The sequence below is a fragment of the Streptomyces sp. NPDC102258 genome (assembly GCF_055584685.1).
Window position 1 is genome coordinate 157175 of sequence record NZ_JBVJLO010000001.1, and the last position, 25459, is coordinate 182633.

Annotated in this window: 23 protein-coding genes and 1 pseudogene; 10 read left to right on the top strand and 14 right to left on the bottom strand. The window is 75.0% G+C overall.

All coding sequences use genetic code 11. The features are described from left to right. Positions 1-188 precede the first annotated feature (188 nt). Together ACZ6ZT_RS00705 and ACZ6ZT_RS00710 are read left to right on the top strand one after the other, a co-directional pair. Positions 189-968, top strand: a complete 780-nt coding sequence (locus tag ACZ6ZT_RS00705) for a GNAT family N-acetyltransferase (protein ID WP_469714196.1) — start codon at positions 189-191, stop codon at positions 966-968. Then, positions 965-1495: pseudogene (locus ACZ6ZT_RS00710) on the top strand (lysophospholipid acyltransferase family protein); the annotation flags it as partial. The gene ACZ6ZT_RS00705 and the pseudogene ACZ6ZT_RS00710, both read left to right, overlap by 4 nt. A gap of 329 nt (positions 1496-1824) precedes the next feature. Here ACZ6ZT_RS00710 and egtD read toward each other — a convergent pair. Genes egtD through egtA form a run of 4 tightly spaced genes read right to left on the bottom strand, consistent with a single transcriptional unit; the run spans position 1825 to position 6216 of the window. Next, positions 1825-2811 (bottom strand): L-histidine N(alpha)-methyltransferase, encoded by a 987-nt coding sequence (gene egtD / locus ACZ6ZT_RS00715; RefSeq protein WP_469714198.1) that lies wholly within the window; start codon positions 2809-2811, stop codon positions 1825-1827. Further along, entirely contained in the window at positions 2808-3566 is a 759-nt protein-coding gene (gene egtC / locus ACZ6ZT_RS00720; protein WP_469714200.1) for an ergothioneine biosynthesis protein EgtC, read from the bottom strand. Before egtC ends, egtD begins: the two co-directional genes overlap by 4 nt. Further along, entirely contained in the window at positions 3566-4900 is a 1335-nt protein-coding gene (gene egtB, locus ACZ6ZT_RS00725; protein WP_469714203.1) for an ergothioneine biosynthesis protein EgtB, read from the bottom strand. The genes egtC and egtB overlap by 1 nt, the downstream gene beginning before the upstream one ends. Then, complete coding sequence (gene egtA, locus ACZ6ZT_RS00730) at positions 4897-6216, bottom strand: ergothioneine biosynthesis glutamate--cysteine ligase EgtA (protein WP_469714205.1); 1320 nt, start codon at positions 6214-6216, stop codon at positions 4897-4899. Before egtA ends, egtB begins: the two co-directional genes overlap by 4 nt. A gap of 108 nt (positions 6217-6324) precedes the next feature. Here egtA and ACZ6ZT_RS00735 point away from each other — a divergent pair, with 108 nt between their 5' ends. Next, positions 6325-7137, top strand: coding sequence for a TIGR02452 family protein (locus ACZ6ZT_RS00735; protein ID WP_469714207.1), 813 nt, complete (start codon positions 6325-6327; stop codon positions 7135-7137). 140 nt (positions 7138-7277) lie between these two features. Here the strand turns inward: ACZ6ZT_RS00735 and ACZ6ZT_RS00740 are convergent, their stop codons facing one another. Then, complete coding sequence (locus tag ACZ6ZT_RS00740) at positions 7278-7742, bottom strand: type II toxin-antitoxin system PemK/MazF family toxin (RefSeq protein ID WP_469714209.1); 465 nt, start codon at positions 7740-7742, stop codon at positions 7278-7280. A 206-nt stretch (positions 7743-7948) separates the two neighbouring features. Between ACZ6ZT_RS00740 and ACZ6ZT_RS00745 the strand changes: the two genes are divergently transcribed. Beyond that, entirely contained in the window at positions 7949-9430 is a 1482-nt protein-coding gene (locus ACZ6ZT_RS00745) for a glycoside hydrolase family 18 protein (protein WP_469714212.1), read from the top strand. Here the strand turns inward: ACZ6ZT_RS00745 and ACZ6ZT_RS00750 are convergent. From ACZ6ZT_RS00750 to ACZ6ZT_RS00760, 3 genes are all read right to left on the bottom strand, one after another. After that, the gene (locus tag ACZ6ZT_RS00750; RefSeq protein WP_469714213.1) at positions 9414-10727 is read right to left on the bottom strand and encodes a pyroglutamyl peptidase; all 1314 of its coding nucleotides are present in this window, start codon (positions 10725-10727) and stop codon (positions 9414-9416) included. The two genes, ACZ6ZT_RS00745 and ACZ6ZT_RS00750, sit on opposite strands and share 17 nt — an antisense overlap. A gap of 86 nt (positions 10728-10813) precedes the next feature. Continuing rightward, the gene (locus ACZ6ZT_RS00755) at positions 10814-12283 is read right to left on the bottom strand and encodes an amidase (RefSeq protein WP_469714215.1); all 1470 of its coding nucleotides are present in this window, start codon (positions 12281-12283) and stop codon (positions 10814-10816) included. A gap of 106 nt (positions 12284-12389) precedes the next feature. Beyond that, on the bottom strand, positions 12390-13643 hold the full coding sequence (locus ACZ6ZT_RS00760; RefSeq protein ID WP_469714217.1) for an MFS transporter: 1254 nt from the start codon (positions 13641-13643) through the stop codon (positions 12390-12392). Positions 13644-13919: 276 nt separating this feature from the next. Between ACZ6ZT_RS00760 and ACZ6ZT_RS00765 the strand changes: the two genes are divergently transcribed. The 6 genes from ACZ6ZT_RS00765 (at position 13920) to ACZ6ZT_RS00790 (ending at position 21037) form a co-directional block, all read left to right on the top strand. After that, positions 13920-14915 carry a LacI family DNA-binding transcriptional regulator gene (locus ACZ6ZT_RS00765; protein ID WP_469714220.1) on the top strand — a complete coding sequence of 332 codons (996 nt, stop codon included), beginning with the start codon at positions 13920-13922 and terminating at the stop codon, positions 14913-14915. Between the two features lie 412 nt (positions 14916-15327). Beyond that, positions 15328-16527, top strand: coding sequence for a thiolase family protein (locus tag ACZ6ZT_RS00770; protein ID WP_469714223.1), 1200 nt, complete (start codon positions 15328-15330; stop codon positions 16525-16527). A gap of 158 nt (positions 16528-16685) precedes the next feature. After that, positions 16686-18125, top strand: coding sequence for an aldehyde dehydrogenase family protein (locus tag ACZ6ZT_RS00775; RefSeq protein WP_469714225.1), 1440 nt, complete (start codon positions 16686-16688; stop codon positions 18123-18125). A 90-nt stretch (positions 18126-18215) separates the two neighbouring features. Further along, positions 18216-18626: a thioredoxin family protein gene (locus tag ACZ6ZT_RS00780; protein ID WP_469714229.1), complete on the top strand. Its 411-nt coding sequence runs from the start codon at positions 18216-18218 to the stop codon at positions 18624-18626. Positions 18627-18669: 43 nt separating this feature from the next. Beyond that, positions 18670-20097, top strand: a complete 1428-nt coding sequence (locus ACZ6ZT_RS00785) for a dihydrolipoyl dehydrogenase family protein (RefSeq protein ID WP_469714231.1) — start codon at positions 18670-18672, stop codon at positions 20095-20097. Positions 20098-20272: 175 nt separating this feature from the next. Continuing rightward, positions 20273-21037 carry a metallophosphoesterase gene (locus ACZ6ZT_RS00790; RefSeq protein ID WP_469714234.1) on the top strand — a complete coding sequence of 255 codons (765 nt, stop codon included), beginning with the start codon at positions 20273-20275 and terminating at the stop codon, positions 21035-21037. Here the strand turns inward: ACZ6ZT_RS00790 and ACZ6ZT_RS00795 are convergent. The 6 genes from ACZ6ZT_RS00795 to ACZ6ZT_RS00820 form a co-directional block, all read right to left on the bottom strand. Further along, complete coding sequence (locus ACZ6ZT_RS00795) at positions 21010-21225, bottom strand: DUF2087 domain-containing protein (protein WP_469714993.1); 216 nt, start codon at positions 21223-21225, stop codon at positions 21010-21012. The genes ACZ6ZT_RS00790 and ACZ6ZT_RS00795 overlap by 28 nt on opposite strands. Before the next feature lie 292 nt (positions 21226-21517). Beyond that, positions 21518-22168, bottom strand: a complete 651-nt coding sequence (locus ACZ6ZT_RS00800; RefSeq protein WP_469714236.1) for a hypothetical protein — start codon at positions 22166-22168, stop codon at positions 21518-21520. Then, entirely contained in the window at positions 22165-22641 is a 477-nt protein-coding gene (locus tag ACZ6ZT_RS00805) for a DUF6114 domain-containing protein (RefSeq protein ID WP_469714238.1), read from the bottom strand. Before ACZ6ZT_RS00805 ends, ACZ6ZT_RS00800 begins: the two co-directional genes overlap by 4 nt. After that, positions 22632-23294, bottom strand: coding sequence for a DUF6230 family protein (locus ACZ6ZT_RS00810; protein ID WP_469714240.1), 663 nt, complete (start codon positions 23292-23294; stop codon positions 22632-22634). Before ACZ6ZT_RS00810 ends, ACZ6ZT_RS00805 begins: the two co-directional genes overlap by 10 nt. A gap of 107 nt (positions 23295-23401) precedes the next feature. Further along, positions 23402-24160: a MerR family transcriptional regulator gene (locus ACZ6ZT_RS00815; protein WP_469714241.1), complete on the bottom strand. Its 759-nt coding sequence runs from the start codon at positions 24158-24160 to the stop codon at positions 23402-23404. 37 nt (positions 24161-24197) lie between these two features. Then, positions 24198-25394 (bottom strand): methyltransferase, encoded by a 1197-nt coding sequence (locus tag ACZ6ZT_RS00820; RefSeq protein ID WP_469714995.1) that lies wholly within the window; start codon positions 25392-25394, stop codon positions 24198-24200. Positions 25395-25459 lie beyond the last annotated feature (65 nt).

Genomic DNA, 25459 nt, shown 5'->3' on the forward strand with positions numbered 1-25459 from the left:
GCCGGGGCGCCGAGGCGCCGAGAAGGCACCGGTTCGCCCGGGAGGGGGACACCGGTCCGCTGAGTTCAGCGTCCGCACATCCAAGTGCCGCTGCGCGGTCATGTCGAATCCAGCCGGTCACGGAAGAAGTAAAGGAGCCGGGCCCGCCACCTGCGGCCCGGCCCCACGTGCCCGGATCAGGAGCAGCCATGACCATCGCACCCCTGTCCCCGTCCCCCCTCGCACCCCCCGCCCCCGCCACCCCCCGGTACACCGTCCGCCTCGCCCGGGACGAGAACGAGGTGCGGGCTGCCCAGCGCCTGCGCCACCAGGTCTTCGCCGGTGAGCTCGGCGCCCGCCTCGACGGCCCCGAGCCGGGCCTCGACATCGACTCCTTCGACGCCTACTGCGACCACCTCCTCGTCCTCGACGAGGAGACCGAGCAGGTCGTCGGCACCTACCGGCTGCTGCCCCCCGAGCGCGCCGCCGTCGCCGGGCGCCTCTACTCCGAGGGCGAGTTCGACCTCTCCGCCCTCGACCCGATCCGCCCGGACCTGGTCGAGGTCGGCCGCTCCTGCGTGCACCCCGACCACCGCAACGGCGCCGTCATCGCCCTGATCTGGGCCGGCCTCGCCCGCTACATGGAGCGCTCCGGCCACAACTGGCTCGCCGGCTGCTGCTCGATCCCGCTGGCCGACGGCGGGGTGCTGGCCGCCGCCACCCGTGAGACCGTCCTGGCCCGCAACCTCGCCCCGCAGGAGTACCGCGTCACCCCGCACCTCCCGTGGAGCCCCGAGGGCGTCACCGTCCCCGGCCGCATGGAGCTGCCGCCCCTGCTGCGCGGCTACCTGCGCCTCGGCGCCTGGGTGTGCGGGGAGCCCGCCCTGGACGCCGGGTTCGGCTGCGCGGACCTGTACGTGCTGCTCTCCCTGCGCCGGACCAACCCGCGCTACCTGAACCACTTCCTCTCGCTCGCCCCGGGCGCATGAGCGTCTGGCTGCCCACCGCGCCCTGCACCCCGCAGCAGTGCGCCGGGCATCCCGGCCGGGCCGCGGGCGTCCCGCGTGCCGTACTCCGGCTCGCCACCGCCCTCGCCCTGTTCCTGCTCGCCGTCCCCGGCGCCGCCCCGGTCCGGCTGCTGCCCGCCCGGCCCCGCCACGCCGTCGTCCGGGCCTGGTCGGCGGCGCTCCTGCGGGCCCTGGGGATACGGATCACCGTGTACGGAACCCACGGCGGGGACGGGGCCCGGCTGATCGTCGCCAACCACATCTCGTGGCTGGACATCCCCCTCGTCACGGCCGTGCTGCCCTGCCGGATGCTGGCCAAGAGCGAGATCGGCGGCTGGCCGGTGCTCGGCGGGCTCGCCGCCCGCGCGGGCACCCTGTTCATCGAACGCGACCGGATCCGGGCCCTGCCCGCCACCGTCGCCACTCTCACCCGGGCGCTGCTCGCCGGGGACCGGATCACCGTCTTCCCCGAGGGTTCCACCTGGTGCGGGCGCGCCCAGGGGCCCTTCCGGCGGGCCGCCTTCCAGTCGGCGCTGGACGCGCGGGTCCCCGTACAGCCGGTGCGGCTGCGCTACCGGCTGGCGGACGGGGAGGCCGCCGGGGCGCCCGCCTTCGTCGGGGACGACCCGCTGACCGCCTCCCTGTGGCGGATCGCCCGGGCGCGCGGGGTGCGCGCCGAGGTGTGGCTGCTGCCGAGGATCCCGCCGGGCCGGCACCCGGACCGGCGGGAACTCGCGGCGGCCGCCCAGCGGGCCGTCCTAGGAGCGGCACCCGGCGGGCGCGAGTGGCACCCGCTGGCGGGCCTGCCCGCGCAGCAGCGCCCCTCGGCCCCGGCGCGTCAGCCGGCGCCGGGCCCCGTCACGCCGTCCGCCACCGACAGGGACAGCGCGAAGCGTCCCGCCGCGTCCGTCCACCAGTGGGACAACTCCAGCCCCGCCTCGGCCAGTTCCCTGCGGACCCCCTCCTGACGGAACTTCGCCGAGACCTCCGTCAGGATCTCCTCGCCCTCCTCGAACGGGACGGCCAGGTCCAGCGCCCGGACCTTCACCGTCACCGCCCGCCGGGCCCGCAGCCGCATCTCGATCCACTCGTGCTCCCGGTTCCACACCGCCACGTGCGCGAAGTCGGCGGTGTGGAAGTCCGCCCCCAGCTCCCGGTCGATCACCGCGAGCACGTTCCGGTTGAACTCCGCCGTCACGCCCTGGGCGTCGTCGTACGCCGCCACCAGCACGGCCTCGTCCTTGACCAGGTCCGTCCCCATCAGCAGGGCGTCCCCCGGCGACAGCATGGCCCGTACGGACGCCAGGAAGGCGGCCCGCTCGGGCGGCAGCAGGTTCCCGACCGTGCCGCCCAGGAACACCACCAGGCGCGGCCCGGCCGACTCCGGCAGCCGCAGCGGCCGCGTGAAGTCCGCGAGCAGCGCGTGCACCCGCAGCCCCGGATGATCGGCCAGCAGGGACTGGGCCGCACCGCTCAGCGCGCTCTCGCTCACGTCCACCGGTACGTACGTCTCCAGCGCGGGCAGCGCCTCGATCAGGTGCCGGGTCTTCTCCGAGGAGCCCGAGCCGAGCTCCACGAGGGTGCGCGCCCCGGTCACCGCCGCGATCTCCTGGGCCCGTTCCAGCAGGATCTCCCGCTCGGCGCGCGTCGGGTAGTACTCGGGCAACCGGGTGATCTCCTCGAAGAGTTCACTGCCCCGGGCGTCGTAGAACCACTTCGGCGGCAGCTCCTTCGGGAAGCGGGTCAGCCCGCTCAGCACGTCGGTGCGCAGCGCCGCCTCGGCGGCGTGCTCGTCGAGGGTCCGGGTCAACTGGAAGTCGTTCACGGAGCGGTCTCCTTGAGGGGGGTCAGGGCGACCCGGGCGGGCGTGGCGGTCAGCAGGGTCCGGTCGGGCACTTCGCACCAGCGTGGATCGTCGTCGTAGGGCTCCGAGGCCACCACCACCCGCTGCGCGGACGGATCGGCGAGGTACCAAAGCGAGTCCCCCCAGGCGGTCGCGGCGATGGCCGTGCCGTCGGTGAGCAGCAGGTTCAGCCGGGATCCGGGAGCGGCCCCGGCCAGCTCGCGCACCGGCTCCGCCAGGGCGGTGCCCAGGTCGTCGCCCTGCCGCAGCCGATGCTGCACCAGCGCCCAGACGAACGCCGAATCCGTGCTCGCGACGGCCTGGAGCAGTTCCCGGGGCGGCAGGCCGGCGGCGAGTTCCGCCACCGCGTCCGGCCAGTCCCGCAGGGCGCCGTTGTGGCTGAACAGCCAGGGCCCGGAGGCGAACGGCGCCGCGGCCGCCTCCCCGTCGGGCCCGGCGAGGGTGGCGTCGCGCACGGCGGCCAGGAACGCCCCGCTGCGCACCACGCGGGCGAGGTCCGTGAAGCCCGGGTCGCCCCAGAGCGGGCGGGCCCGCCGGTAGCGCGCCGGGACCGGATCGCCCTCGGCGTACCAGCCGACGCCGAAGCCGTCCGCGTTGACGGTGCCGTGCCGCTGGCGGCGCGGTGCCCAGGACTGCCGCACGAGGCCGTGCTCGGGGTCGGCGAGCAGCCGCCCCAGGGGTATCGGCGGCCCCACGTAGGCGAGGTGACGGCACATCAGGCGTCCCTCGCGGTGCGGAAGCCGGAGAAGATCTGCCGCCGCACCGGCAGGTCCCAGTTGCGGAAGGTGCCCCGGCAGGCCACCTGGTCCACCGCGAACGAGCCGCCGCGCAGCACCTTGTGCTCCGGCCCGAAGAACACCTCCGAGTACTCGCGGTACGGGAAGGCGCGGAACCCCGGGTAGGGCAGGAAGTCCGAGGCCGTCCACTCCCACACGTCGCCGATCAACTGGCGCACCCCGAGCGGGGAGGCTCCGGCCGGGTAGGCGCCCGCGGGGGCGGGGCGCAGGTGGCGCTGGCCCAGGTTGGCGTGCGCGGGCGTGGGGTCGGCGTCGCCCCAGGGGTAGCGGCGGGAGCGGCCGGTCGCCGGGTCGTGGCGGGCGGCCTTCTCCCACTCCGCCTCCGTGGGCAGCCGCCGGCCGGCCCAGCGGGCGTACGCGTCCGCCTCGTACCAGCTGACGTGGAGCACCGGCTCGTCGGCGGGCACCGGCTCGGTCACCCCGAAACGGCGGCGCAGCCACTGGCCGGCCTCGTGGTGCCAGAACAGCGGGGCCGTGATGTCGTGCCCGCGGATCTGGTCCCAGCCCTCGGCGGCCCACCAGCGGCGCTCGCGGTAGCCGCCGTCGGCCATGAAGGCCTGGTACGCGCCGTTGGTCACCGGAGCCGTGTCGATCAGGAAGGCCGGGACCTCGCGCGAGTGCGCCGGCCGCTCGTTGTCCAGCGACCAGGGCTCGACGGAGGTGCCCATGGTGAACGGGCCGCCGGGCACCAGGACTTCGGCCGCGGCCGGGGGTGGGCCCTGCGGCGGATCGGGGTCCGGCGCGGTCAGCACCGGGGCGCCCGCCCGGAGCTGGTGGGTGATCAGCATCGTTTCGTCGTGCTGCTGTTCGTGCTGGGCGATCATGCCGAAGACGTAGCCCCCGTCGAGCAGGGCCGTGCCCTCCAGCGGGGTGCGCTCCAGCAGGTCGAAGACGCGTCCGCGGACCTCGGCCGTGTAACCGCGCGCCTCGGCCGGGCCCAGCAGGGGCAGCTTCGGCCGTTCGGCGCGGGGGTGCTCGAAGGCGTCGTACAGCGGGTCGATCTCGGGACGCATCGACGGCCGGCCGGCCACGTTCCGCAGCAGCCAGAGCTCCTCCATGTTGCCGATGTGCGCCAGGTCCCAGACCAGCGGCGACATCAGCGGGGAGTGCTGCGCGGTCAGGTCCCGGTCGTCCACGGCGTCGGTCAGCGCGGCCGTGCGCGCCCGGGCGGCGGTCAGGGCGGCGGCGGCCCGCTCGCGCAGCCGCTCGGTGCCGGTCTCGGCGGGGGTCTCGGGGTGGGTCTCGGTGGTCACGGGCGCTGTCCCTTCCCGGCGGGGCGCCGGAGCGGTTCGTGTTCCCCGGCGTCGTCGGCCGGACAGCGGCCGCGCCGTACGTAGCGATCGGTGAAGCCGTCCACGCTCTCCTGCACGCGCGTGCTCGCGCCGAGCCGGGGCAACGCCTCGGCCGCCGCCCGGAAACAGGCGGTGGCGGCCGTGCGCAGCTCCGGATCGGCCAGTCCGGCCCGGGCCGCGGTCCGCCACAGGGCGTTGCGCGGGGCGCGCGCGGTCCCGTACGCGTCACCCAGGGCCTTGACCGCCCGGTAGGCGGTCTCGGCGGCCTCCGGGTCGTCGAAGAGGGCGTGCGTGACGGCCGTCGGGACCAGCCAGCCGTCCTCGCCGGGCTGCGCGTCGATCATCCGCAGCTCCAGGTGGCCGCGCGGCCGGACGGGCGGGAAGAGCGTGGTGAGGTGGTAGTCCAGGTCGTCGGCGGTGGGCGGGCGCAGACCGTGGCGGGCACCGCCGGTGCGCACCCAGTCGCGGAAGGTCAGCCCGCGCGGCACCTCCCAGCACCCGTTGCCGGGCGCCCGTACGCACATCACCTCGGTGTCCAGCGCGTGCCGGGTCCAGGCGGCCCGGGGGTCGCCGTCCAGCGGCGGCGCGAGGGAGCGGTGCGGGTCAAGGTCGTTCCAGATGCCCTGCCGCGCGCACCGCCAGCCCCGGTGCGAGCCCTCGTCCCCGGGGGAGTTGGCGAAGGCGGCCACCAGGACGGCGCCCAGCAGGTGCGCCATCCGCCAGCGGCGGCCGTACCCGAGCGGGCCGGGCTCCTCCTGCCCGGCGTCCACGCAGACCTGCACGGAGGCGGAGGAACGCATCATGGCGCGCCCGGCGGGGCCGGTCCGGTCGAAGTAGCGCTCCATGGCGTCGTAGCGGGGACTCGCCAGCAGCCGGCGCAGCGGCCGGCGCGGATCCCGGCCGAGGCCGCGCAGCACCAGGCCGCGCTCGCCCAGGGCGCCGCGGACCGCGTCCAGGTCGGCCTGGAGCCAGTCGACGCAGTCGGTGAGGGAGGCGGCAGGGGCGGAACTGAGCTCCAGCTGGCCGCCCGGCTCCACCGTGACGCAGGAGCGCAGAGGCAGTGCCCGGGCCGCCTCGTGCGCCGCGGTCAGCCGCTCGGGCGCGAGCGGCAGCCACGGCCGCTCGGCGTCGAGCACCAGCCACTCCAGTTCGGCGCCGAGCAGCCGGGGCGGGCCGGTCTTGAAGCAGATGCCGTGGACCAGGTCCTCGGCGCCGCCCTCGGTCAGCGGCGGATGGGCGGAATCCCGCGCGGGTGGAGCGGGTACGTCCTCGGTCATGACCGGAACCTCGTCTCCTGTCGTCGGCCGTGATGTCACCCGTGCCTACCCGTGCCCGGAGCAACAATTCCTTTGCCGCCGATGCTGCGCGCGCCCCAAGATGGCGCGGTGAGCAGCAGATTGCGTGAGGTCGCGCGGGAGAACGCGGCGATCCTGGCGACCGGTGGGTACCGGACGCGGACGGGACGGCGGATCTCCCTCGCCGCCGACCTGGCGGAAGCCAAGGCCGGAACCAGACTATATGGGCCCAACCCGGTCATTCCAGACGGAGCGGCCGTCGGTGGAACGCACCGGACCGTTTTCGAGGTCACCGGGGAGAGCAGCACGGTCGCCGCGCGCCGCCTCGCCGCCCGCGGCCCGGTCGCCGTCCTGAACTACGCCTCGGCCCGCAATCCCGGGGGCGGGTACGTGCGGGGGGCCAAGGCGCAGGAGGAGGCGCTGTGCCGGGCCTCGGCCCTGTACGAGACCCTCCTGGAGGCCCCGGAGTACTACGAGACGCACCGCGCGGGGAAGAGCACCTTCTACACCGACCGGGTGATTCACTCGCCCGGGGTACCGGTCTTCCGCGACGACCGGGGCGAGCTGCTGGAGACCCCGTTCCGGGCCGGTTTCCTCACCTCCCCGGCTCCGAACGCAGGCACGATCCGCCGCCAGGAGCCCGGCCGCGCCCACGAGATCCCCGGCGCCCTCGCCCGGCGGGCCGAACGGGTGCTGGAGGTGGCCGCCCTGCACGGTTACGGGCGGCTCGTGCTCGGGGCGTGGGGGTGCGGGGTGTTCCGCAACGACCCGGCGCAGGTGGCGGAGGCCTTCCGCGGGCTGCTGACCGGCCGTTTCGCGGGCACGTTCGAGGAGGTCGCGTTCGGCGTCCTGGACCGCGACCCGGCCCCCCGCGAGGCCTTCGCCCGGGCCTTCCCGGCCTGACCGGGGGCCGGCCGGGCCGGGAGCGCGGCCGTACGCGGCTACCGCCGGCCGTAGCGGGCGGCGGGCCGGGATCGCGTCGTACCCACTACCGCCCACCGTACGGTGTGACAGGCGGCGGCCCCGGAGCGCGTCGTATGCGGCTACTGCCAGCCGTAGCGTGCGCGCAGGCGGTCGGTCACCAGCCGGAACCGGACCCGGTCCAGCGCGCACGCCTCGCGGCGCATGCCCGACTCGTGCACCCGCAGCACCCGGTCCAGGTCCACCCAGGACTCCCGCCCGGCGCCGTCCCAGGGCCCGGAACCGATCGCCACCCACTCCCGGTCGGCGTCGTGGCGCTTGCTGGAGAGCTGCACGGCGAGCAGCGTGTGCCCGCCCGCCTCCCGCGCCACCACCAGCACCGGGCGGTCCTTGCCCCGCCCGTCGTTCTCCTCGAAGGGGACCCAGGTCCAGACGATCTCCCCGGGGTCGGGATCCCCGTCCGGATCGGGCGCGTACTCGGTGCGCACGGGGCCGATGGCGCGCGGATCGGCCTCGGCGGTGGCGGTGGAACCGTCCCGTCCGGGCTGCTCGACGTGACCGTTCCCGTACTGCGAAAGTGCCGTCATCGCACGCAGATTACTAGGCCGCGCGCGGCCTAGTCGCCCCGGCGGGCCGGGGGTTCTCCGCGCCGAGGCTTAACGCCTTCCGATCGCTTCCTTAAGCGGAACCTAAGGTTCGCCGAGGTGACCCGGGAACGGACGAATGTCCGATGGGCTGCGGCTAGCGTCTGCCGCACCCCAACTCCCCGAAGAACAGCAGAGGCAGGCACGCGATGGGCAGCACAGTCGGTCACCGCCGCAGGACCAGCGGCAGGGCGAAGGCCACGGGAGCGATCGTGGCGGCGGCGGTGATCGGCGGCGCGGCGTTCGCGTTCACCGGGATCGCCCAGGCCACCTCGGTCGGTGCCGTGTACACCACCGCCAGCTCCTGGACCGGCGGCTACACGGGCCAGTACGTCCTCACCAACAACACCGCCGAGGCCCAGCCGGACTGGACGCTCCGCTTCGACCTGCCCGCCGGGGTCAAGATCGACTCCCTCTGGAACGGCACCCACACCGTCGACGGGCGGCACGTCACCGTCCGGCCCGCCGCCTGGAACCGCACGCTGGCACCCGGGGCGTCCGTCACCGTCGGGTTCGTCGCGAGCGGCGCCGCCGGCGCTGCCACTCCCACCGCGTGCCTGATCAACGGCGTGAAGTGCTCCGTCGACCAGGGTGTCACCCCGCAGCCCGGCGGCCGGCCGGCCGGCAGCCCGGCCCCCACGCCGACGGCGCCCACGGCCGCCCCCACCCGGAGCACGGCCCCGACGCCGACCGCGACCGCCACGGCCACCGCCCCGGCGCCCGCGCCCGCCCCGGGCACCGGGACGCGTTTCGCCCCGTACGTCGACACCTCGCTCTACCCCGCCTACGACCTCCTCGACACCGCGACCCGTACCGGCGTACGGGAGTTCCACCTCGCCTTCGTCACCTCGGGCGGCGGCTGCTCCCCGCTGTGGGGCGGCGTCACCGACCTGGCGGGCGACAAGGTGGCCGCGCAGATCGGCGCGCTGCGCGCCCGGGGCGGCGACGTACGCGTCTCCTTCGGCGGCGCCTCCGGCCGCGAACTGGCCCTGAACTGCGCGAGCGCCGACGACCTCGCGGCGGCGTACGGGAAGGTCATCGACCAGTACCGGCTCACCAAGGTCGACTTCGACATCGAGGGCGCCGCCCTGCCGGACACCGCCGCCAACAGCCGCCGCGCCCAGGCCATAGCCCGGTTGCAGAAGTCCCGTCCCGGCCTGGACGTGGCCTTCACCCTGCCCGTGATGCCCGAGGGGCTGACCCAGCCGGGCGTGGCCCTGCTGGCCGACGCCCGCAAGAACGGCGTACGGATCGACTCCGTCAACATCATGGCGATGGACTACGGCCCGGCGTACTCCGGGAACATGGGGGAGTACGCCGTCCAGGCGGCGACCGCGACGCAGGCGCAGCTCAAGGGCGTGCTCGGACTCTCCGAGCAGGCCGCCTGGAAGGCCGTGGCCGTGACCCCGATGATCGGCGTCAACGACGTGGCGACCGAGGTCTTCACGGTCGCGGACGCCACCCGGCTGGTGGAGTTCGCGCAGGCCAAGGGCGTCGGCCGCCTCGCCATGTGGTCCGGAGCCCGCGACAAGCAGTGCGCGGCCGGCGCGGTCAATTACGCGGACCCCACCTGTAGTTCGGTCCTCCAGCAGCCGCTGGCCTTCACGAAGGCCTTCAGCGCCCTGCGGTAGAGGAGCGCAGGACGGCCAGCACCTCGCCCGTGATATCGGCCTCGTTGCGGTCGAAGTCGGCCCCCGTCAGCCGGGCGGGGTCGGTGGGCAGGCCGGTCAGGACCGGCGTGTGGAGGTGTCCGCCCGGCAGGCCCGGACGGAGCTCCAGCCGCAGCCGGTTGGACCGGTAGGCCACCTCGTTGGAGAGGTAGCCGCCGCCTCCGCCCTCGACGGCGCGCGAGCCCGGGGTCGGGCCGTCCTCCCGGTCGACCGGCGTCGACTGCCCGGCCGGGATCTCGGTGACGGCGGTGTTCAGGCGTACGGGATAGGGCGCCTGGACGGCGGTCATGGCGTCGGTCGGCAGGCTCGTCCGCAGGAACTCGGCGCCCGGGCCCATCCCCGGCGCCGTGACGGGGTGGTCGTACGTACCGCCCGAGAGGGCGTTCGCGTTGTCCGGGTACGGGTCCGCCGAACGGGCCCGGCCCGCCCAGGCCTCCAGGGTGAACAGCCCGGGGTAGCCCTGGCTGATGCTGGTGATCATGTCGGCGGAGCGCGGGCCCGCCGCCAGCCGGGGCCCGTAGGCGCGCTCGACGATCCCGGCGTCGAAGTCGGCGTAGCGCACGGGCAGGACGACCGCCCGGAACTCGGCCACGGTCCCGTCGGCCAGCGTCGTACGGCGGCCGTTGAGCTGGAGGGCGGCCGAGCCGGACGGGTTGGCCCGGCGCAGTTCGGCGTCCAGCCCGAAGGGGTCGAACCCGCTGACGAAGATCCGCCGGACGCCCGGGGCGGCGCGGAACTCGTTGGAGGTCAGGCCGCGCGAGGCGTCCTCGAACCGGGACTTCAGGGCCGCCCGGTCCACCGGGAACGCCGGCTGCCAGCGGGCGAGCCGCACCGTCATCGCCAGCCGGGCCCAGTACAGCGGCCGGTCGTCACCGGCGGCCAGGTCCCCGACGGGACGCCGGCCCTGCGCCCGGTCCACGGCGGCCCGCCACAGCGCCTCGCCCCACGCGTCGAGGAGCCGCCCCGCCTCGGCGGGGTCGCGCGCGGTGCACAGGGCGGCCGGGAAGCGGCGTACGAAGCCGTCGAGTCCGGCCCGTTCGGGGAACTCGGCCGTACGGGGATCCGCGAGGCGGCTCTGCTCCGGATCCGGCGCGGGCACCGGCTCTGCGGCGACGGCGCCCCGGCAGTCCGGGGCGGTGTCAGCGTGGGCGGTGGCGGGCGGGAGGACGGCGGTGACGCCGAGGAGGGCGGCGGCGAGGGCGGCGCGGCGTAAGAACGACGCGGGACGGGACGGGGGAGGTGATGTGCGAAGCGACATGCCATGTGACATTACACACGGTGTCGGCGGTCACGGAGGAGCAGATCCGGCCGACCGCGCCCCCTACGCCCCCTGCCCGTCGGACCTCACCCCCCGGTGAACGCTCCCGGCGGCCAGTGGTCCGCCCAGCCCTCCGCCGCCTCCAGTTGCGCCGCCAGGGCCAGCAGCCTCGGTTCGCCGTTCTCCGGACCGAGCAACTGGGCGCCCAGCGGCAGCCCGTCCGGGGTGAACCCCGCCGGGACGCCGACGCCCGGCCAGCCCAGCACGTTCCAGGTCCAGGCGTACGGGCACGCCGCGATCATCGCCCGGTCCGTGGCCAGCGCCGACAGCCCGGCCAGCGCGCCGATGCGCAGCGGCGGGGTGGCCGTCGTCGGCGTCAGCACCACGTCGAAGCGGCCGAACAGCTCCCCGACCCGGCGCCGCAGCAGCCCCTCCGCCCGCCGCGAGAGCCGCAGCGCCACCCCGCCCAGCAGCCGTCCCGTCCGGGCCGCCCCGTGCGTCCGGGGATCCAGCAGGGCCGCGTCCGGGACCCGCGCCGCCAGCTCCCGCACCCCGGCCGTCGCGCGCGGTACGAAGAGCGGCCCGATCGGGCCGTAGCGCGGGTCCTCCGGCACCACCTCGTGGCCCAGCGCCTCCAGCCGCCCGGCCAGCCGCTCCACCGCCGAACGGACCACCGGGTCCGGGGGCGTGGCCGAGGCGGTGAACGCCGTGCCGAAGGACAGCGCGATCCGCAGCCGGCCCGGCGAGCGGCCGGCCGCGGCGACGGCGAAGAGGAGGGCCGGCCGGTACCGGTCGCCCGGCGCCGGACCGGCCGCCGCGTCCAGGAGCAGCGCGGCGTCCGCCACCGTACGGGCCAGCACGCCGTTGACCGTGAGCCCGTGGAAGGCCTCCGGCTCCGGCCAGGTCGAGATCCGCCCGCGCTGCGGCTTGATCCCCACCAGGTGGGTCCAGGCGGCGGGGATGCGCACCGAACCCGCCCCGTCGGAGCCGAGGGCCGCCGGGACCAGACCGGCCGCCACGGCGGCGGCCGACCCGCCGGAGGAACCGCCGGGCGTGTGGGCCGGGTTCCAGGGGTTGCGGGTCGTGCCGAAGGCGGGCCCCTCGGTGAAGGGCCACTGGCCCAGCTCGGGCGTCTGCGTCTTGCCGACGATGACGGCCCCGGCCGCGCGCAGTCGGCGTACCGCCTCGCTGTCGGCGGCCTTCGGCGGGAACGTTCCCGCGCAGCCGAAGGCCGTGGGCTCCCCGGCGACGTCCATGTCGTCCTTGACGGCGACCGGTACGCCCAGCAGCGGCAGCCGCTCGCCGCGGGCCAGCCGCGCGTCCGCCGCGTCCGCCTCGGCCAGGGCCGCGTCGGCGCGGACGATCCGGAAGGCGTTGAGGGAGGCTTGGGTGGCTTCGATCCGCTCCAGGGAGCGCTCCGTCAACTGGCGGGCCGTGCACGCCCCTTCGGCAAGGGCGGCTGCCGTCTCCCCTAGTCCGGCGGCCCCGTGCGGGCCGGAGGGGCCGCCGGCGCCCGCAGGCCGCGTCGAACCGTACGCATGCGCCGAGCCCGTCATCGGACGTCCCCCTACCGGTCGGTAGTGCCGACGGTAAGGGGGAGCGGGGGTATCCGGAAGGGCCGGACCGGTCCGGATCCGCCCCTCTGCCGGGGGAAGCGGGGGTTCAGCGGACCCCGCGGATCGGACGGACGGCCAGCGCCCCCGCCACCGCCAGGACCGCGGCGACGAGGAACAGCGCCGTGTACCCGCCGCTCACCGAGACGATCAGCGAGGCGATGAAGGGCGCGACGATCTGGGGTCCGGCGTTCGCGACGTTGAGCACGCCCATGTCCCGCGCCGCGTCCTCGGCCTTGGGCAGCACCATCGTCACGAGCGCGGTGTCCACCGCCATGTAGCAGCCGAACGCCAGTCCGTTGACGGCGGAGAAGGCCAGCATCGCCGCCCAGCTCGTCGACATGGCCGGGATCGCGAGCGCGACCGCCGACAGCAGCGCCGAGGCGCCGACGAACAGCTTGCGGCGGTCCAGCCGGTCCGACAGGTAGCCGCCGAGGACGGTGGAGACCACCATCGCCACGCTCGTCAGCGGCATCAGCAGGGCCACCGCGGCCTGCGGCTCCAGCCCGTCCGGCAGCACGGTGTGGTCCTGGAGGATGCACAGCTGGTAGCCGCTCACCGCGAAGTAGCCGAGGACCAGCAGCGCCCGCCCGATGAACGCCCAGCGGAAGTCGTGGTCCCGCAGGGCCCCGGTGAAGGCCGCCAGCTGGGCGCGGACCGGCAGGGGCGGGCGGGCCGGGAGGCGCCGCTCCCGGGCGCAGGCGGTGAACAGCACCGCCGAGGCCGCCACCAGGGCGCCGAAGACGAGGTAGCCGGTGCGGTAGTCGTCGCAGAAGGCGGCGCCCGCCAGCGCGCCCAGGGTGGAGCCGAAGGGCAGGCCCAGGCCCACCGCCGCCGAGGCCTTGCCCCGGGCGCTCACGGGCACCCGGTCGGGGACGACGGAGGTCAGGGCGGCCTGGTAGACGTTCATCACGGCCTGGCCGAGGCACCAGGCGATCGTGATGAGCAGGACGGTGTCGGCGTATCCGAGCAGGAACATCGCGGGCACCGCCGCGAGGCCGCCGCCGAGGATCCACGGGTTGCGCCGGCCGCTGCGGTCGGACAGCGCGCTGGCGAGCGGGTTGAAGAGCGTCGCGAAGACCGCCGAAACCCCTGCGATCAGGCCGAAGTTGGCCACCTTGTGGGCCGGGTCGATCTCCTCGACCTGGAGCGCGAGCAGGATGCCGGCGACGCCGATGTAGAGCGCGTACATCGCGGTGTTGCCGACGAGCAGCAGCGGGAGCAGACCGCTGGTGGGGGCGGGTGCGGGGGAGGCGTCGGGGGTGGTGGCGGTGGCGCCGGCGTCGGCGGGGGAAAGGGCCACGGTGCCCTCCTGGGCAGCGGAGGTGAGCGGACGAGGGGGTGCGCGCCACCCCGTCGCGGCGGCGGGGTGCGGTGGGAGCGGCGGGGCGGCGGCACGGCTGGGCGCGGACGTCGACGCGTGCGGCGACACCTCGTGCGCAGGGAAAGGTGACGCCGTGGGCCGCACCGCTGTTGCGGTGGTTACACGTGTCAGTGAAGCGTGTAACCACTGTGTAGCACTGGTTTCCGGCCATCCGCCAGACCCGGGGAGCGACCGGTCTGGAAAGATGCCACGGCCATGTCTGACTCATCGAACCCGCCGACCAGCGCCGATGTCGCCCGCCTGGCGGGCGTCTCGCGCGCGACGGTCTCGTACGTGCTGAACAACGCCGAGGCCGTACGCATCAGCGAGCCGACGCGCCGCAAGGTCCGCGAGGCCGCCGAGGAACTGGGTTACGTCCCGCACGCGGCCGCCCGCACCCTGCGCGCCGGGCACACCCGGATCGTGCTGCTGCCCGCCTTGCCCGTACCGGCGGGCCCGCTCTACAGCGCCTTCCTGAACGAACTCCAGTGGGCCCTGCGCCGCCTGGATTACACGGTGGTGCAGTACGGCAGCCTCGGCCTGACCGGTGACGAGGCCGCGCGGGCCTGGGCCGAACTGCGCCCGGTGGCGGTGATATCGCTGGGGGAGACCACCCTGTCCGCGTCCAACGTGGCCACCCTGACGCGGGCCGGGGCCCGCGCGGTGATCACCCTGGGCCCGGACGCGGTACCGGGGGCGCACGCGCTCGTGATGGACCAGTCGGAGGTCGGCGCGCGGGCCGCCGCCCACCTCGTCGAACGGGGCCGCCGCCGGATCGGCGTGATCGTCCCGCGCGAGGAGGGCCTGGACCTGTTCTCCGCGCCCCGCCTGGCCGGGGCCGAGGGCGTGCCGGGCGCGCGGGTCCGGGCGCTGGAGATGGCCTACACGGAGGAGTCCGCGGCCGCGCTGGCCGCCCGGTGGCGCTCGCTGGGCCTGGACGGGGTGTTCGCGTACAACGACGAGTACGCGATGCTGCTGATGCGGGCCCTGCAGGACGAGGGCCTGCGGATCCCCGAGGACGTGGCCGTCATCGGCGCCGACGACCTGCTCCTGGGGCGGCTGCTGCGGCCCCGGCTGAGCACGGTCCGGATCGAACTGCCCTCGGGCGACCACATGGCCGCCCTCGTGGACCGGGCGGTGCGCGAACCGACGCGGATCACCCGCCGGCACGACCTGATGGCAGCGACGCCCCTCCACCGCGAGTCCACCTGACGGCGCCCGCCCGGACCCCACCGGGGCCACGCGGGCCGGAGGGAGCCGGGCAGGCGCCGCGCCCGGCACGGGCGGCAGCGGCCCCGCCCCCGGTGCGCGGCCGGGGGCCGTTGACAGGCGGCGACGCGACGACGGAGACTGCGGGCGCGCCCCACCGGGCGCACCCGGCACCCTACAGGCGGCCCACCCCGGGGCAGCCCAACGGCGTCCCATCCCGGGCAGTCGTAGGGCGGCCCACCCCGGGCAGTCGCACGGCGGCCCAGCCCGGGCAGCCAAACGGCAGTCCACCCCGGGCAGCCGCACGGCCGGCCCGCCCCGGGCAGCCGCGGCGGCCCGCCCGGGGAGTCGTACCGGCGGCCCACCCCGCCGTCGCCGAGTCTTCGCCCGTACGGATCCGCCCAGGAGAGACCCCATGAGCATCCGCACCGTCCGCGACGTGTACGTCGTCGACGCCGTCCGCACCCCGATCGGCAAGTTCGGCGGTGCCCTCGCCGGGGTCCGGCCGGACGACCTGGCCGCCCATGTGGTGCGCGCGCTGGTGGACCGTACGCCCGGCCTCGACCCGGCCCGCATCGACGACGTCGTCTTCGGCGACGCCAACGGCGCCGGCGAGGACAACCGCGACGTGGCCCGCATGGCGGTGCTGCTGGCCGGGCTGCCGGTGACCGTGCCCGGTGTGACCGTCAACCGGCTGTGCGGATCGGGGCTCGAAGCCGTGATCCAGGCGGCCCGCGCCATCGCGCTCGGCGACGCCTCGATCGCCATCGCGGGCGGCGTCGAATCGATGACCCGTGCCCCCTGGGTGGTGCAGAAGCCCGAACGGGCCTTCCCCGCCGGGCACCAGCAGATGTGGTCGACCACCCTCGGCTGGCGGATGACCAACCCGCGCATGCCCGCCGAGTGGACCGGTTCCCTCGGCGAGGGCGCCGAACTGATCGCGGAGAAGCACGGCATCAGCCGCGAGGCGCAGGACCGGTTCGCGCTGGAGAGCCACCGCAAGGCCGCCGCCGCCTGGACCGCCGGCCTGTACGACGACGAGGTCGTGCCGTACCCCGGTACGGACCTCACCCGCGACGAGTCCATCCGCGAGGGCTCCACCCCCGAGTCGCTGGCCCGCCTCAAGCCCGCCTTCCGCAGCGACGGTTCGGGCACGGTCACCGCCGGCAACGCCTCGCCCCTCAACGACGGCGCCGCCGCCCTCCTGCTCACCGACGAGGCGGGACTGGCCGCCACCGGCCGGGAGCCGCTGGCCCGGATCGGCGTCAGCGCCGTCACCGGCATCGAGCCACAGCTCTTCGGCCTCGGACCGGTCGACGCCGTCGCGCGGGCGCTGTCCAGGGCGGGCCGCCGGCTCGCCGACCTCTCCGTCATGGAGCTGAACGAGGCCTTCGCCGCCCAGGCGCTGGGCTGCCTCGAAGCCTGGCCCGAGCTGGACCCGGCCGTCGTCAACCCGCGTGGCGGCGCCCTCGCCCTCGGCCACCCGCTCGGCGCCTCGGGCGCCCGGCTCGCCGGCTCGGTCGCGCACCAGCTGGCGGCGGCGGGATCCGGCACCGGCATGGCGGCGCTGTGCATCGGCGTCGGACAGGGCATCGCGCTGGTCCTGGAGCGCTGAGGACGCACACCACCCGGCCGGTGCCCGGAAGTCGATCAATTCCGGTCACCGGCTCCCCTCAACTGCCCAATAACTGAACAGTGGTGCCGCCCCCGGTCTGGCACGATGGCGCGTGCTGCCGCTCCCCGCCCCGCCCACCCCTCCGGAGGCCCCGCGTCATGCCGCTGCTCGATCCGACCCTCTGGCAGGACGGACCCACCCTCACCGGCGGTACGGCCGCTGTCGTCGAACCCGCGACCGGCCGTACCCTGGCCACGCTCGACCTCGCGGCCCCCGCCGACGTGGCGGAGGCCGCCGTACGCGCCCGGTCCGCGCAGCGCGACTGGGCGCGGGCCGGGCACCTGGAGCGGGCGGCCGTCCTGCGCCGCGCCGGGGACCTGTTCGCCGCGCACGCCGCCGAACTGCGCGACTGGCTGGTCCGGGAGTCGGGCTCGATCCCCGGGAAGGCGGACTTCGAGCTGCACGTCGCCGCCCAGGAGTGCTACGAGGCCGCCGCGCTGGCCTCCCGCCCGGCCGGGCAGGTGCTGCCCAGCGAGGCGCCCCGGCTCTCCTTCACCCGGCGCATACCGGCGGGCGTGGTCGGGGTCATCGCCCCCTTCAACGCCCCGCTCATCCTCTCGATCCGCTCCGTGGCGCCCGCGCTCGCCCTCGGCAACGCCGTCCTGCTGAAGCCCGACCACCGCACTGCCGTCTGCGGGGGCCTGGCCCTGGCCGCCGTGTTCGCCGCCGCCGGACTGCCCGCCGGGCTGCTGCACGTACTGCCCGGCGGGGCGCGGACGGGGGCGGCGGTGGTGGCCGACCCGCGCGTGCGCGTGGTGTCCTTCACCGGATCCACCGCCGCCGGCCGCTCCGTCGCGGAACTGGCGGGCCGTCACCTCACCCGGGCACACCTGGAGTTGGGTGGCAACTCTGCCCTCGTCGTGCTCGCCGACGCGGACGTCGAGGCCGCCGTCGCCCAGGCCTCCTGGGGCTCCTTCTTCCACCAGGGCCAGATCTGCATGACCGCCGGACGCCACCTCGTCCACGCGTCCCTCTACGACGAGTACGTCGAGCGGCTCGCCGCACGCGCCGAGGCCCTGGCCGTCGGGGACCCGTACCGCGAGCCCGTGCACCTCGGCCCGCTGCTCGACCGGACCCAGCTGGAGCGGGTGCACGGCCTGGTCGAGGCCAGTCTCGAACAGGGCGCCAAGCTCCTCGCCGGCGGCACCCACCGCGACCTCTTCTACCGGCCGACCGTGCTCGCGGGCGTCGCCGACGACACCCCCGCCTACTGCGAGGAGGTCTTCGGCCCGGTGGCCCCCGTACGCTCCTTCGCGACGGAGGACGAGGCGGTCGAGCTGGCCTGCGCCGGCCCGTACGGGCTCTCCCTGGGCATCGTCACCGGCGACGCGGCGCACGGCCTGGAGCTGGCCGAACGCATTCCGACCGGGATCGTCCACGTCAACGACCAGACCGTGAACGACGAGGCGGTCGCCCCCTTCGGCGGGGTCGGCGCCTCCGGCACCGGCGCCCGCTTCGGCGGCGAGGCCAACCTCGACGCCTTCACCGAACTGCGCTGGACCACGGCTCGCACCACCCCACCGGCCCACCCCTTCTAGGCCGCCGGCCGGCCCGCTCCCGGCGGCGGAATGCGACGGACCGGCCGATCGTTGACGAAGCACACGCAGCACACAGGAGGTCTGGAAACCGTGGCTACAGTCGAGCTCACCAAAGAGAACTTCGACCGGACGGTCAGCGAGAACCCGTTCGTCCTGATCGACTTCTGGGCGGGCTGGTGCCGCCCCTGCCTCCAGTTCGCCCCGGTCTACGAGAAGGCCGCCGAGGCCAACCCCGACCTCGTCTTCGCCAAGGTCGACACCGAGGCCCAGCAGGAGCTGGCCGCGGCGTTCGAGATCACCTCGATCCCGACCCTGATGATCGTCCGCGAGCAGGTGGCCATCTTCGCCCAGCCCGGGGCCCTGCCGGAAGCGGCACTGACCGATCTGATCGGGCAGGCCCGCGCCCTGGACATGGACGAGGTCCGCGCGAAGATCGCCGCTTCGGCGCCGCGCTCCGCTACGCAGGAGGGGCCGGGCGCCTCCGGCACGCCGGAAGCCTGAGATTGCGGGACACCGCCCCCGGCCTGCGGTGACACTGGTCCGCATGACTGAAGCGGTGGAATATGACGTAGTGGTGCTCGGCGGGGGCCCGGCCGGCGAGAACATCGCCGACCGGACCCGCGCCGCCGGGCTGAGCACGGCGCTGGTCGAGAGCGAGCTCGTCGGCGGGGAGTGCTCGTACTGGGCCTGCATCCCCAGCAAGGCCCTGCTGCGCCCGGCGCTGGCCCGGTCCGAGGCGCGCCGGGTGCCGGGGCTGGCGGGCGCGGCCCAGGGCCCGCTCGACGCGGAGGCGGTGTTCGCGCACCGCGACGAGTGGACGAGCCACTGGAAGGACGACGGCCAGATCGACTGGCTGGATTCCGTCGGGGTCCATCTCTACCGGGGCCACGGGCGTCTCTACGGCATTCGCAAGGTCGCCGTGACCAGCCCCGAGGGGGAGCACCACGTGCTCTCCGCCCGGCAGGCGGTGGTGGTGGCGACCGGCACGCGCGCGGTGATCCCGGACGTGCCGGGCCTCGCCGGAGCCCGCCCGTGGACCAGCCGCGAGGCCACGTCCGCGCGCCACGCGCCCGAGCGGCTGCTGATCGTGGGCGGCTCCGTGGTGGCCGCCGAGATGGCCACCGCCTGGCAGGCCCTCGGCTCGCGGGTGACCGTCCTCGTACGGGATTCCGGGCTGTTGCCCCGCATGGAACCCTTCGCGGGCGAGCTGGTCGCCGAGGCGCTGACCGAGGCCGGGGCCGTGGTGCGCACCGGGGTGTCCGTCGAGGCGGTCGTGCGCGACGGCTCGACGGGCCCGGTGACGGTGGTGCTGGAGGGCGGCGAGACCCTGGAGGGCGACGAGCTGCTGATGGCGACCGGCCGGGAGCCGCGCACGGACGACATCGGGCTCGACACGGTCGGGCTCACCCCGGGCGGCTGGATCGGCGTCGACGAGAGCTGCCGGGTCCCCGGCCACGACTGGCTGTACGCGGTCGGGGACGTCAACCACCGCGCGCTGCTGACCCACCAGGGCAAGTACCAGGCCCGGATCGCGGGCGCCGCCATCGCCGCCCGCGCGGCCGGCACCGAGCCCGACACCGGCCGCTGGGGCGCGCACGCGGCCACCGCCGACACCGAGGCCGTACCGCAGGCCGTCTTCACCGATCCGGAGGCCGCCGCGGTGGGCCTCACCCTGGCCGAGGCGGAGCGGGCCGGGCACCGGGTGCGCGCCGTCGACTACGACCTGGGCCGGGTCTCCGGCGCTGGGCTCTTCGCCGAGGGGTACCGGGGGCGGGCCCGGCTGGTCGTCGACCTCGAACGGGAGGTGATCCTGGGCGCCACCTTCGTGGGCGCGGGCGCCGCCGAGCTGGTCCACGCGGCGACCGTCGCGGTGGTGGGGGAGGTGCCGATCAGCCGGCTGTGGCACGCGGTTCCGGCGTTCCCCACGGTCAGCGAGGTGTGGCTGCGGCTGCTGGAGACCTATCGCGGGTAGCGCGGGGGCGGGGGCGGTCGGGGTGCGGGGCTCGGGCCGAGCCCGGATCGCCGCCCGCGCGGCCCCGGCCCGGACCGGAGCGGCGCGGGCCGGGTGGGGTGGGTGGGCAACGTCCGCTCCGGCGGGCCCTGTTGAATGGGCCCGGTACCCGCCCCGAGGCGAAGGAGCCCCGCCCGTGATCGTGATCGCGCATGTCAGTGACGTCCACCTCGACGGCGGCGACCGGGCCGCCGAGCGCACCCGCGCCGTCATGGAGTACCTGGACGGGCTCCCGTACGACCTGGACGCGGTGCTCGTCAGCGGCGACATCGCCGACCGCGGGACCGCGGCCGAGTACGAGGAGGCGCGCAAGGCGCTCACCACCCGCCACCCGTCGGTGCTCTGCCCCGGCAACCACGACGAGCGCGTCGCGTTCCGCCGGGTGCTGCTGGGCGAGGAAGGCGCGTCGGCCGAGCCGGTGGACCAGGTGCTGCGCGGCGAGGGCTTCGTGCTGGCCGTGTGCGATTCCTCCGTACCCGGCGAGGACCACGGCCGGCTGTCGGACGCGACGCTCGCCTGGCTCGACGGCATCCTCACCGGGACCCCGCACGGGGTCCCGGTGCTGGTGGCCTTCCACCACCCGCCCGTCGCGCTGCACACCCCGTACGTCGACGGGATCAGGCAGTTCGGTGAGGAGCGGCTCGCCGCCCTCGCGGACCGCCACCCGCACCTGCTGGCGTTCCTGTGCGGACACGCGCACACCGCGGCCGTGACCACCTTCGCGGGCCGCCCGCTGCTGGTGGCGCCCGGAGTGACCTCAACCCTCCGGCTCCCCTGGGAGGCGGCGACGGATCCCGGCCACCACGTCCACCTCGACGAGCCGCCCGCCGTCGCCTTCCACGTGATCGGCGAGGACGGGCGGCTGACGACGCACTACCGGGTGGTCGTCGCCCGCCGGTAGCTGGCGCCGTCACGGGTCCGGGCGAGCAGGCCCGAGGTGATCAGGTAGCGCCGCAGCGCGGAGCAGTCCTCGTGGACGGTGCGCAGGGCGTCGTTCACCTCGGGCTCGGTGTACGCGCGGTCCGTCGCGAAGAGGGACTCGGCGAGGTGGACGAGGAGCTGCTCGCGCCGGGCGGCCTTGCGCGGGATCGCGACGAGCCGGCCACCGGAGAAGAGGTCCTGGACGCCGCGCCGGCTCTGGCCGGCGCTCGTGTCGGCGTCGGTGTCGGGGTCGGCGTCCGTGTCCGCTTCGGCGTCCGCGTAGGCGTCCGCCGGTCGTTGTGAGGTGCTGTGTGACATGCCGTCGAGCTTCGCGTACCCGCGCGACCCCGGGCAACGCGTTTTCCGCGCCCCGCCGCTGGACGCGCACGCGCCCCACCGCGCCCGGCAGGTCCGGGGCGGCGGGGCGGTGGGGGCGCCGGGGGCGCCACCCTGACCGTGGTCAGGAGGTGACGGTGATCTGCTGCGCCGGGTCGGTGGTGTCGGTGACCTTGTACACGGCGCTGAAGGTCGAGAAGGTCGCGCTCGTGGGGCAGCCGAAGCCGCCGGTGACCGTGACCGGGACCGAGGCGTTGGTGAACGTCAGGCCCGACGGTGCGCCGTTGGCCCAGCTGCCCGCGACCGACGCCGGACCGGTCGGGGCGGCGGTGACCGTGCAGGTGGCCAGGCCGGTGGTGTGCAGGACGAGTCCGCCGGTCGGCACCGTCATGGTGGCCGTGACGGGCGAGCCGTTCTGCATCGACACCGCCCAGGCGCCACTGGTGGTGACCGTCGGGGTGACCCCCGGCAGGCTCGCCGTGCACGAGCTGTAGGTCGGCGGCGAGATGGGCGAGGAGACGGGCCCGGCCGCGTTGTGGTTGCCGGGGGCGGCCGGCACCGTACCGGTGGAGACGGAGACCGAGCAGGTCACCGTGACCGAACCGGCCTTGAGGGTGGCCTTCCCGCTGAGGGTGGCCTTGAAGGCGTGCCCGGCCGGGGTGACGGTGGTCGACCCGGCCAGCGGTAACGGCGCGGCGGTGGCGGAGGCCGAGGCCACCGTCAGGGCGGCCGCGGCCGCCATCCCGAGGGCGAGAGCGGTACGCGTACGGCTCATGGCTGTGCTCCTTGGGGATCGTGGTGCGGGGTGGGGGTGGTGGGGTCCCCGGGATCCATGGGGTGTACGGGGTCCCCGGGGTTCACGGGGTCCCCGGCGGTCTTCCCGGAGTGGCGCTTGCGCGAAGGGCGGGCGCCGGGCTGCCAGGCGAACATCAGCCCGCCGCCGAGGATGCCGAGCAGGGTGCCGATGAGGAACCCGCCGAGGTTCGACAGGACCAGCGAGGCAGTGGCGATCAGCGTGGTGAGGACCCCGGCGAGGGAGCGCTGCCGGGGGGAGAACCAGGCGGTGAGACCGAGGACGATCATGATGATCCCCATCAGGACCGACGGGATGCCCGCCACCCCCTGCTGGAGCATGATCTTCAGCGGTGCGAGCGGCAGGACGCAGATCCAGGCACCGGCCAGGATCGCGAAGAGCCCGCCCCAGAAGGGCCGCGCGCGCCGCCACCGCCGCCAGCGGCTCAGAAGCATTCCTTCTTGCCCTTGCTGATGTTCATGTTCAGCCCGGACAGCTTGAAGGTGCCGGCGTTGGTCGCCCACGCCGTCTGGTGGAGGTTGCTGATGTTGACCGTGTCCGCCTGCTGGGCGAACAGGTCCTGCATGCCCACCGCTTCGGCCGGGCCCTTGTCGAGGGTGGAGGCGTCGCGGCCGATCTCGATGTTGGAGAAGACCGCGTCACCGGAGAGCTGGGTCGCGTCCACGAACAGGTTGCTGGCCTCGACCGCGTCCTTGTCGCCCGCCGTCAGGTTGAGCGAGATGTCCCCGACGAGGGGGAGGGTCGTGACCACCGACTGGCAGAGGCTGTGCAGCTTGGCCTCCTTGATGGCGGTGACCGCCACCGGGATGAGCTCGTTGCGCGCGTTGACGTCGACGCTGCCGTACTGGGCGAAGCCCTCGCCCTCCAGGCTCTTCGCCGACACCTTGAACTGCTGCCCCGACACGGCGAACGAGGCGGCGAGCGCCCCTTGCGCGAGGGCGATGCCGAGCCCCGCGGTCACCGCCACCGCGGGCACCGTCAGCAGGGCGAAACGGCGCCAGCGGACCCGGCCCTCGTCCCTGCCCGCGGCGTCCGTGGGAGCGCTTTCCCCGCCGGGCGGCCCGGATAAGTTCGGTGTATCTGCCATGAGATCGTCCCTTATCTCGGCTGTGCACCTTTGTTACCGACGAGTTGAATGTAAGAGTGCCAATGGTGGTTGGCAAGGTTGCGGGACCGCACCCTTTCGGCCGACTCCTACTGCTCCGTACGCAGCAGTTCGGCGACCTCCGCCTCCACCCGCCGCGCCATCGCCCGCGCGAACTCGGCGGCCACGACCTCGCCCGCCACCGGACGCAGGGCCGTCACCGCGTCCCGGATGTGATCCAGTTGGCTAGCCGAAAGTCGCTCCAGTCCATCGGGGCCGATCACGTGCCGCCGGAACAGCGCGACGAACCGGTCCGCGAGCGCGGCCGCCTGCACCTGGAGGAAATCGCCCGCGTCCAGGATCTCCGCCAGCGGCACCCCCTGCCGCACCAGCGCCACCGTGGCCTCCAGCAGCCGCCGGCTCGGATACGTGACCAGGTCCCCGTCCAGCCGTACGTAGCCCAGCTCGGCCGCCCGCCGGGTGTCCCCGGGCGAAGCCGCCGGGCCGAACAGCTCGCGCAGCTCGGCCCGGGTCATCGCGACCGGCTCCTCCTGCACCCAGTCCCGGGTCATCTCGCGCTCCAGGCCCAGCAGTTGGGACAGGCCGCCGCCGTGCTCCCAGGCCGCCAGCAGCTCCGCGATGCCGTTGACCGTGTAACCGCGCCCCAGCAGGTCGCTGATCAGCCGCAGCCGGGTCAGGTGGTCGTCGGAGTACCAGGCGATCCGCCCCTCGCGGCGCGGCGGGGGCAGCAGCCCGCGCTCCTGGTAGTAGCGCAGGTTGCGTACCCTGACGCCCGCCGCCGCGGCCACGTCCTCCCGGCGGTAGCGCCGCTCCCCGCTCGCGCGGTCCTTCTGTGCCCCGGTGCTCACGCGGCCGAGTGTAGGACGTACTGGCTGGTCACATGGGTCACACCTGGCGCTGACGGGCCTCGCGCTTGACCGCCCGCAGGACCACGAACTTCGGCTCGCTCGCGGCGACTTCGCAGTTGCCGAACAGCCGTTGCAGGTGCGTGTGGTACCCCATGTGCCGGTTGGCCACCACCCACAGCTCCCCGCCCGTGCGCAGCACCTTGCGGGACTGCGCGAACATGCGCAGCGCCGTCGCGTCCGTCGTCGCCTGGTGGGAGTGGAACGGCGGGTTGCACAGCACCAGGTCCACCGAACCCGGATCCAGCATCGCCACCCCGTCACCGACGTGGAACTCAGCCGTCCGCCGGCCCGGGCCGACGTTGGCCTCGTAGGTGGCCCGCGCCGAGGCGACCGCCTGGTACGACTCGTCGGTGAAGACGACCGCGGCGTCCGGGTCGGCGACCGCGACCGCCGTGCCGACGACGCCGTTGCCGCAGCCCAGGTCCACGACCCGGGCCCCGTCGGTGTTGGTCGGGATGCTCTGGAGGAAGAAGCGGGTGCCGACGTCCAGCCGGTCCGCGCAGAAGATCCCGGCGTGGTTGACCACGGTCAGCCCGGCGCCCGAGCCGCCGTCCTCGTCCACCGTGTACGTCAGCGGCCACGGTCCGGCGCTCTCCGGACGGGCCGCGCCCGGGGTGCCGGGCGTGCAGAAGATCAGCCGGGCCTTCTTCTCCGCCAGCGACGTCTTCGTCGGCCCGAGGATCTTCTCGAAGAGGCGCAGGGTCGAGGTGTGGATCTCCTTGACCATGCCGGCGCCCACGACCACCGTGCCCGCGTGCACGTGCGGGGCCAGCCGGTACAGCTGGTCCTCCAGCAGCGCCAGGCTCTTCGGCACCCGCACCAGCAGGACGTCGATCCGCGCGGGCGGCGCGTCCCGCGTGGTCAGCAGGGTCACCGTGGACTTCGAGGTGCCGATGCCGGCCCGGTCCAGGTTCGCCTCGGTGGCGGCGCGGGCCAGCGAGGAGTCGGTGATCTGCGTGGGGCGGTACGCGGCCAGGGCCGTCGTCAGCGCCCCCCAGTGGTCGCCGACCACCGTGATCTGCCCGGCGCCGGCCAGGTCCACCGGGCCGCGCTCGCCGGTACCGGCGTCGAGGTGGCGCAGCAGGTACTCGTCGGCGGCGTCCCAGGCCCGGAGCCGGTCGCGCGGGTCGATGGGGAAGCGGGTGAGTTCGTAGGAGCCGAAAGGCGTGGTCAGGCGGTTCATATGGAACCCAGGCTAGCCGAGACGGCCCCCCGGCCCCGCACACGCGGGGCCGGAGG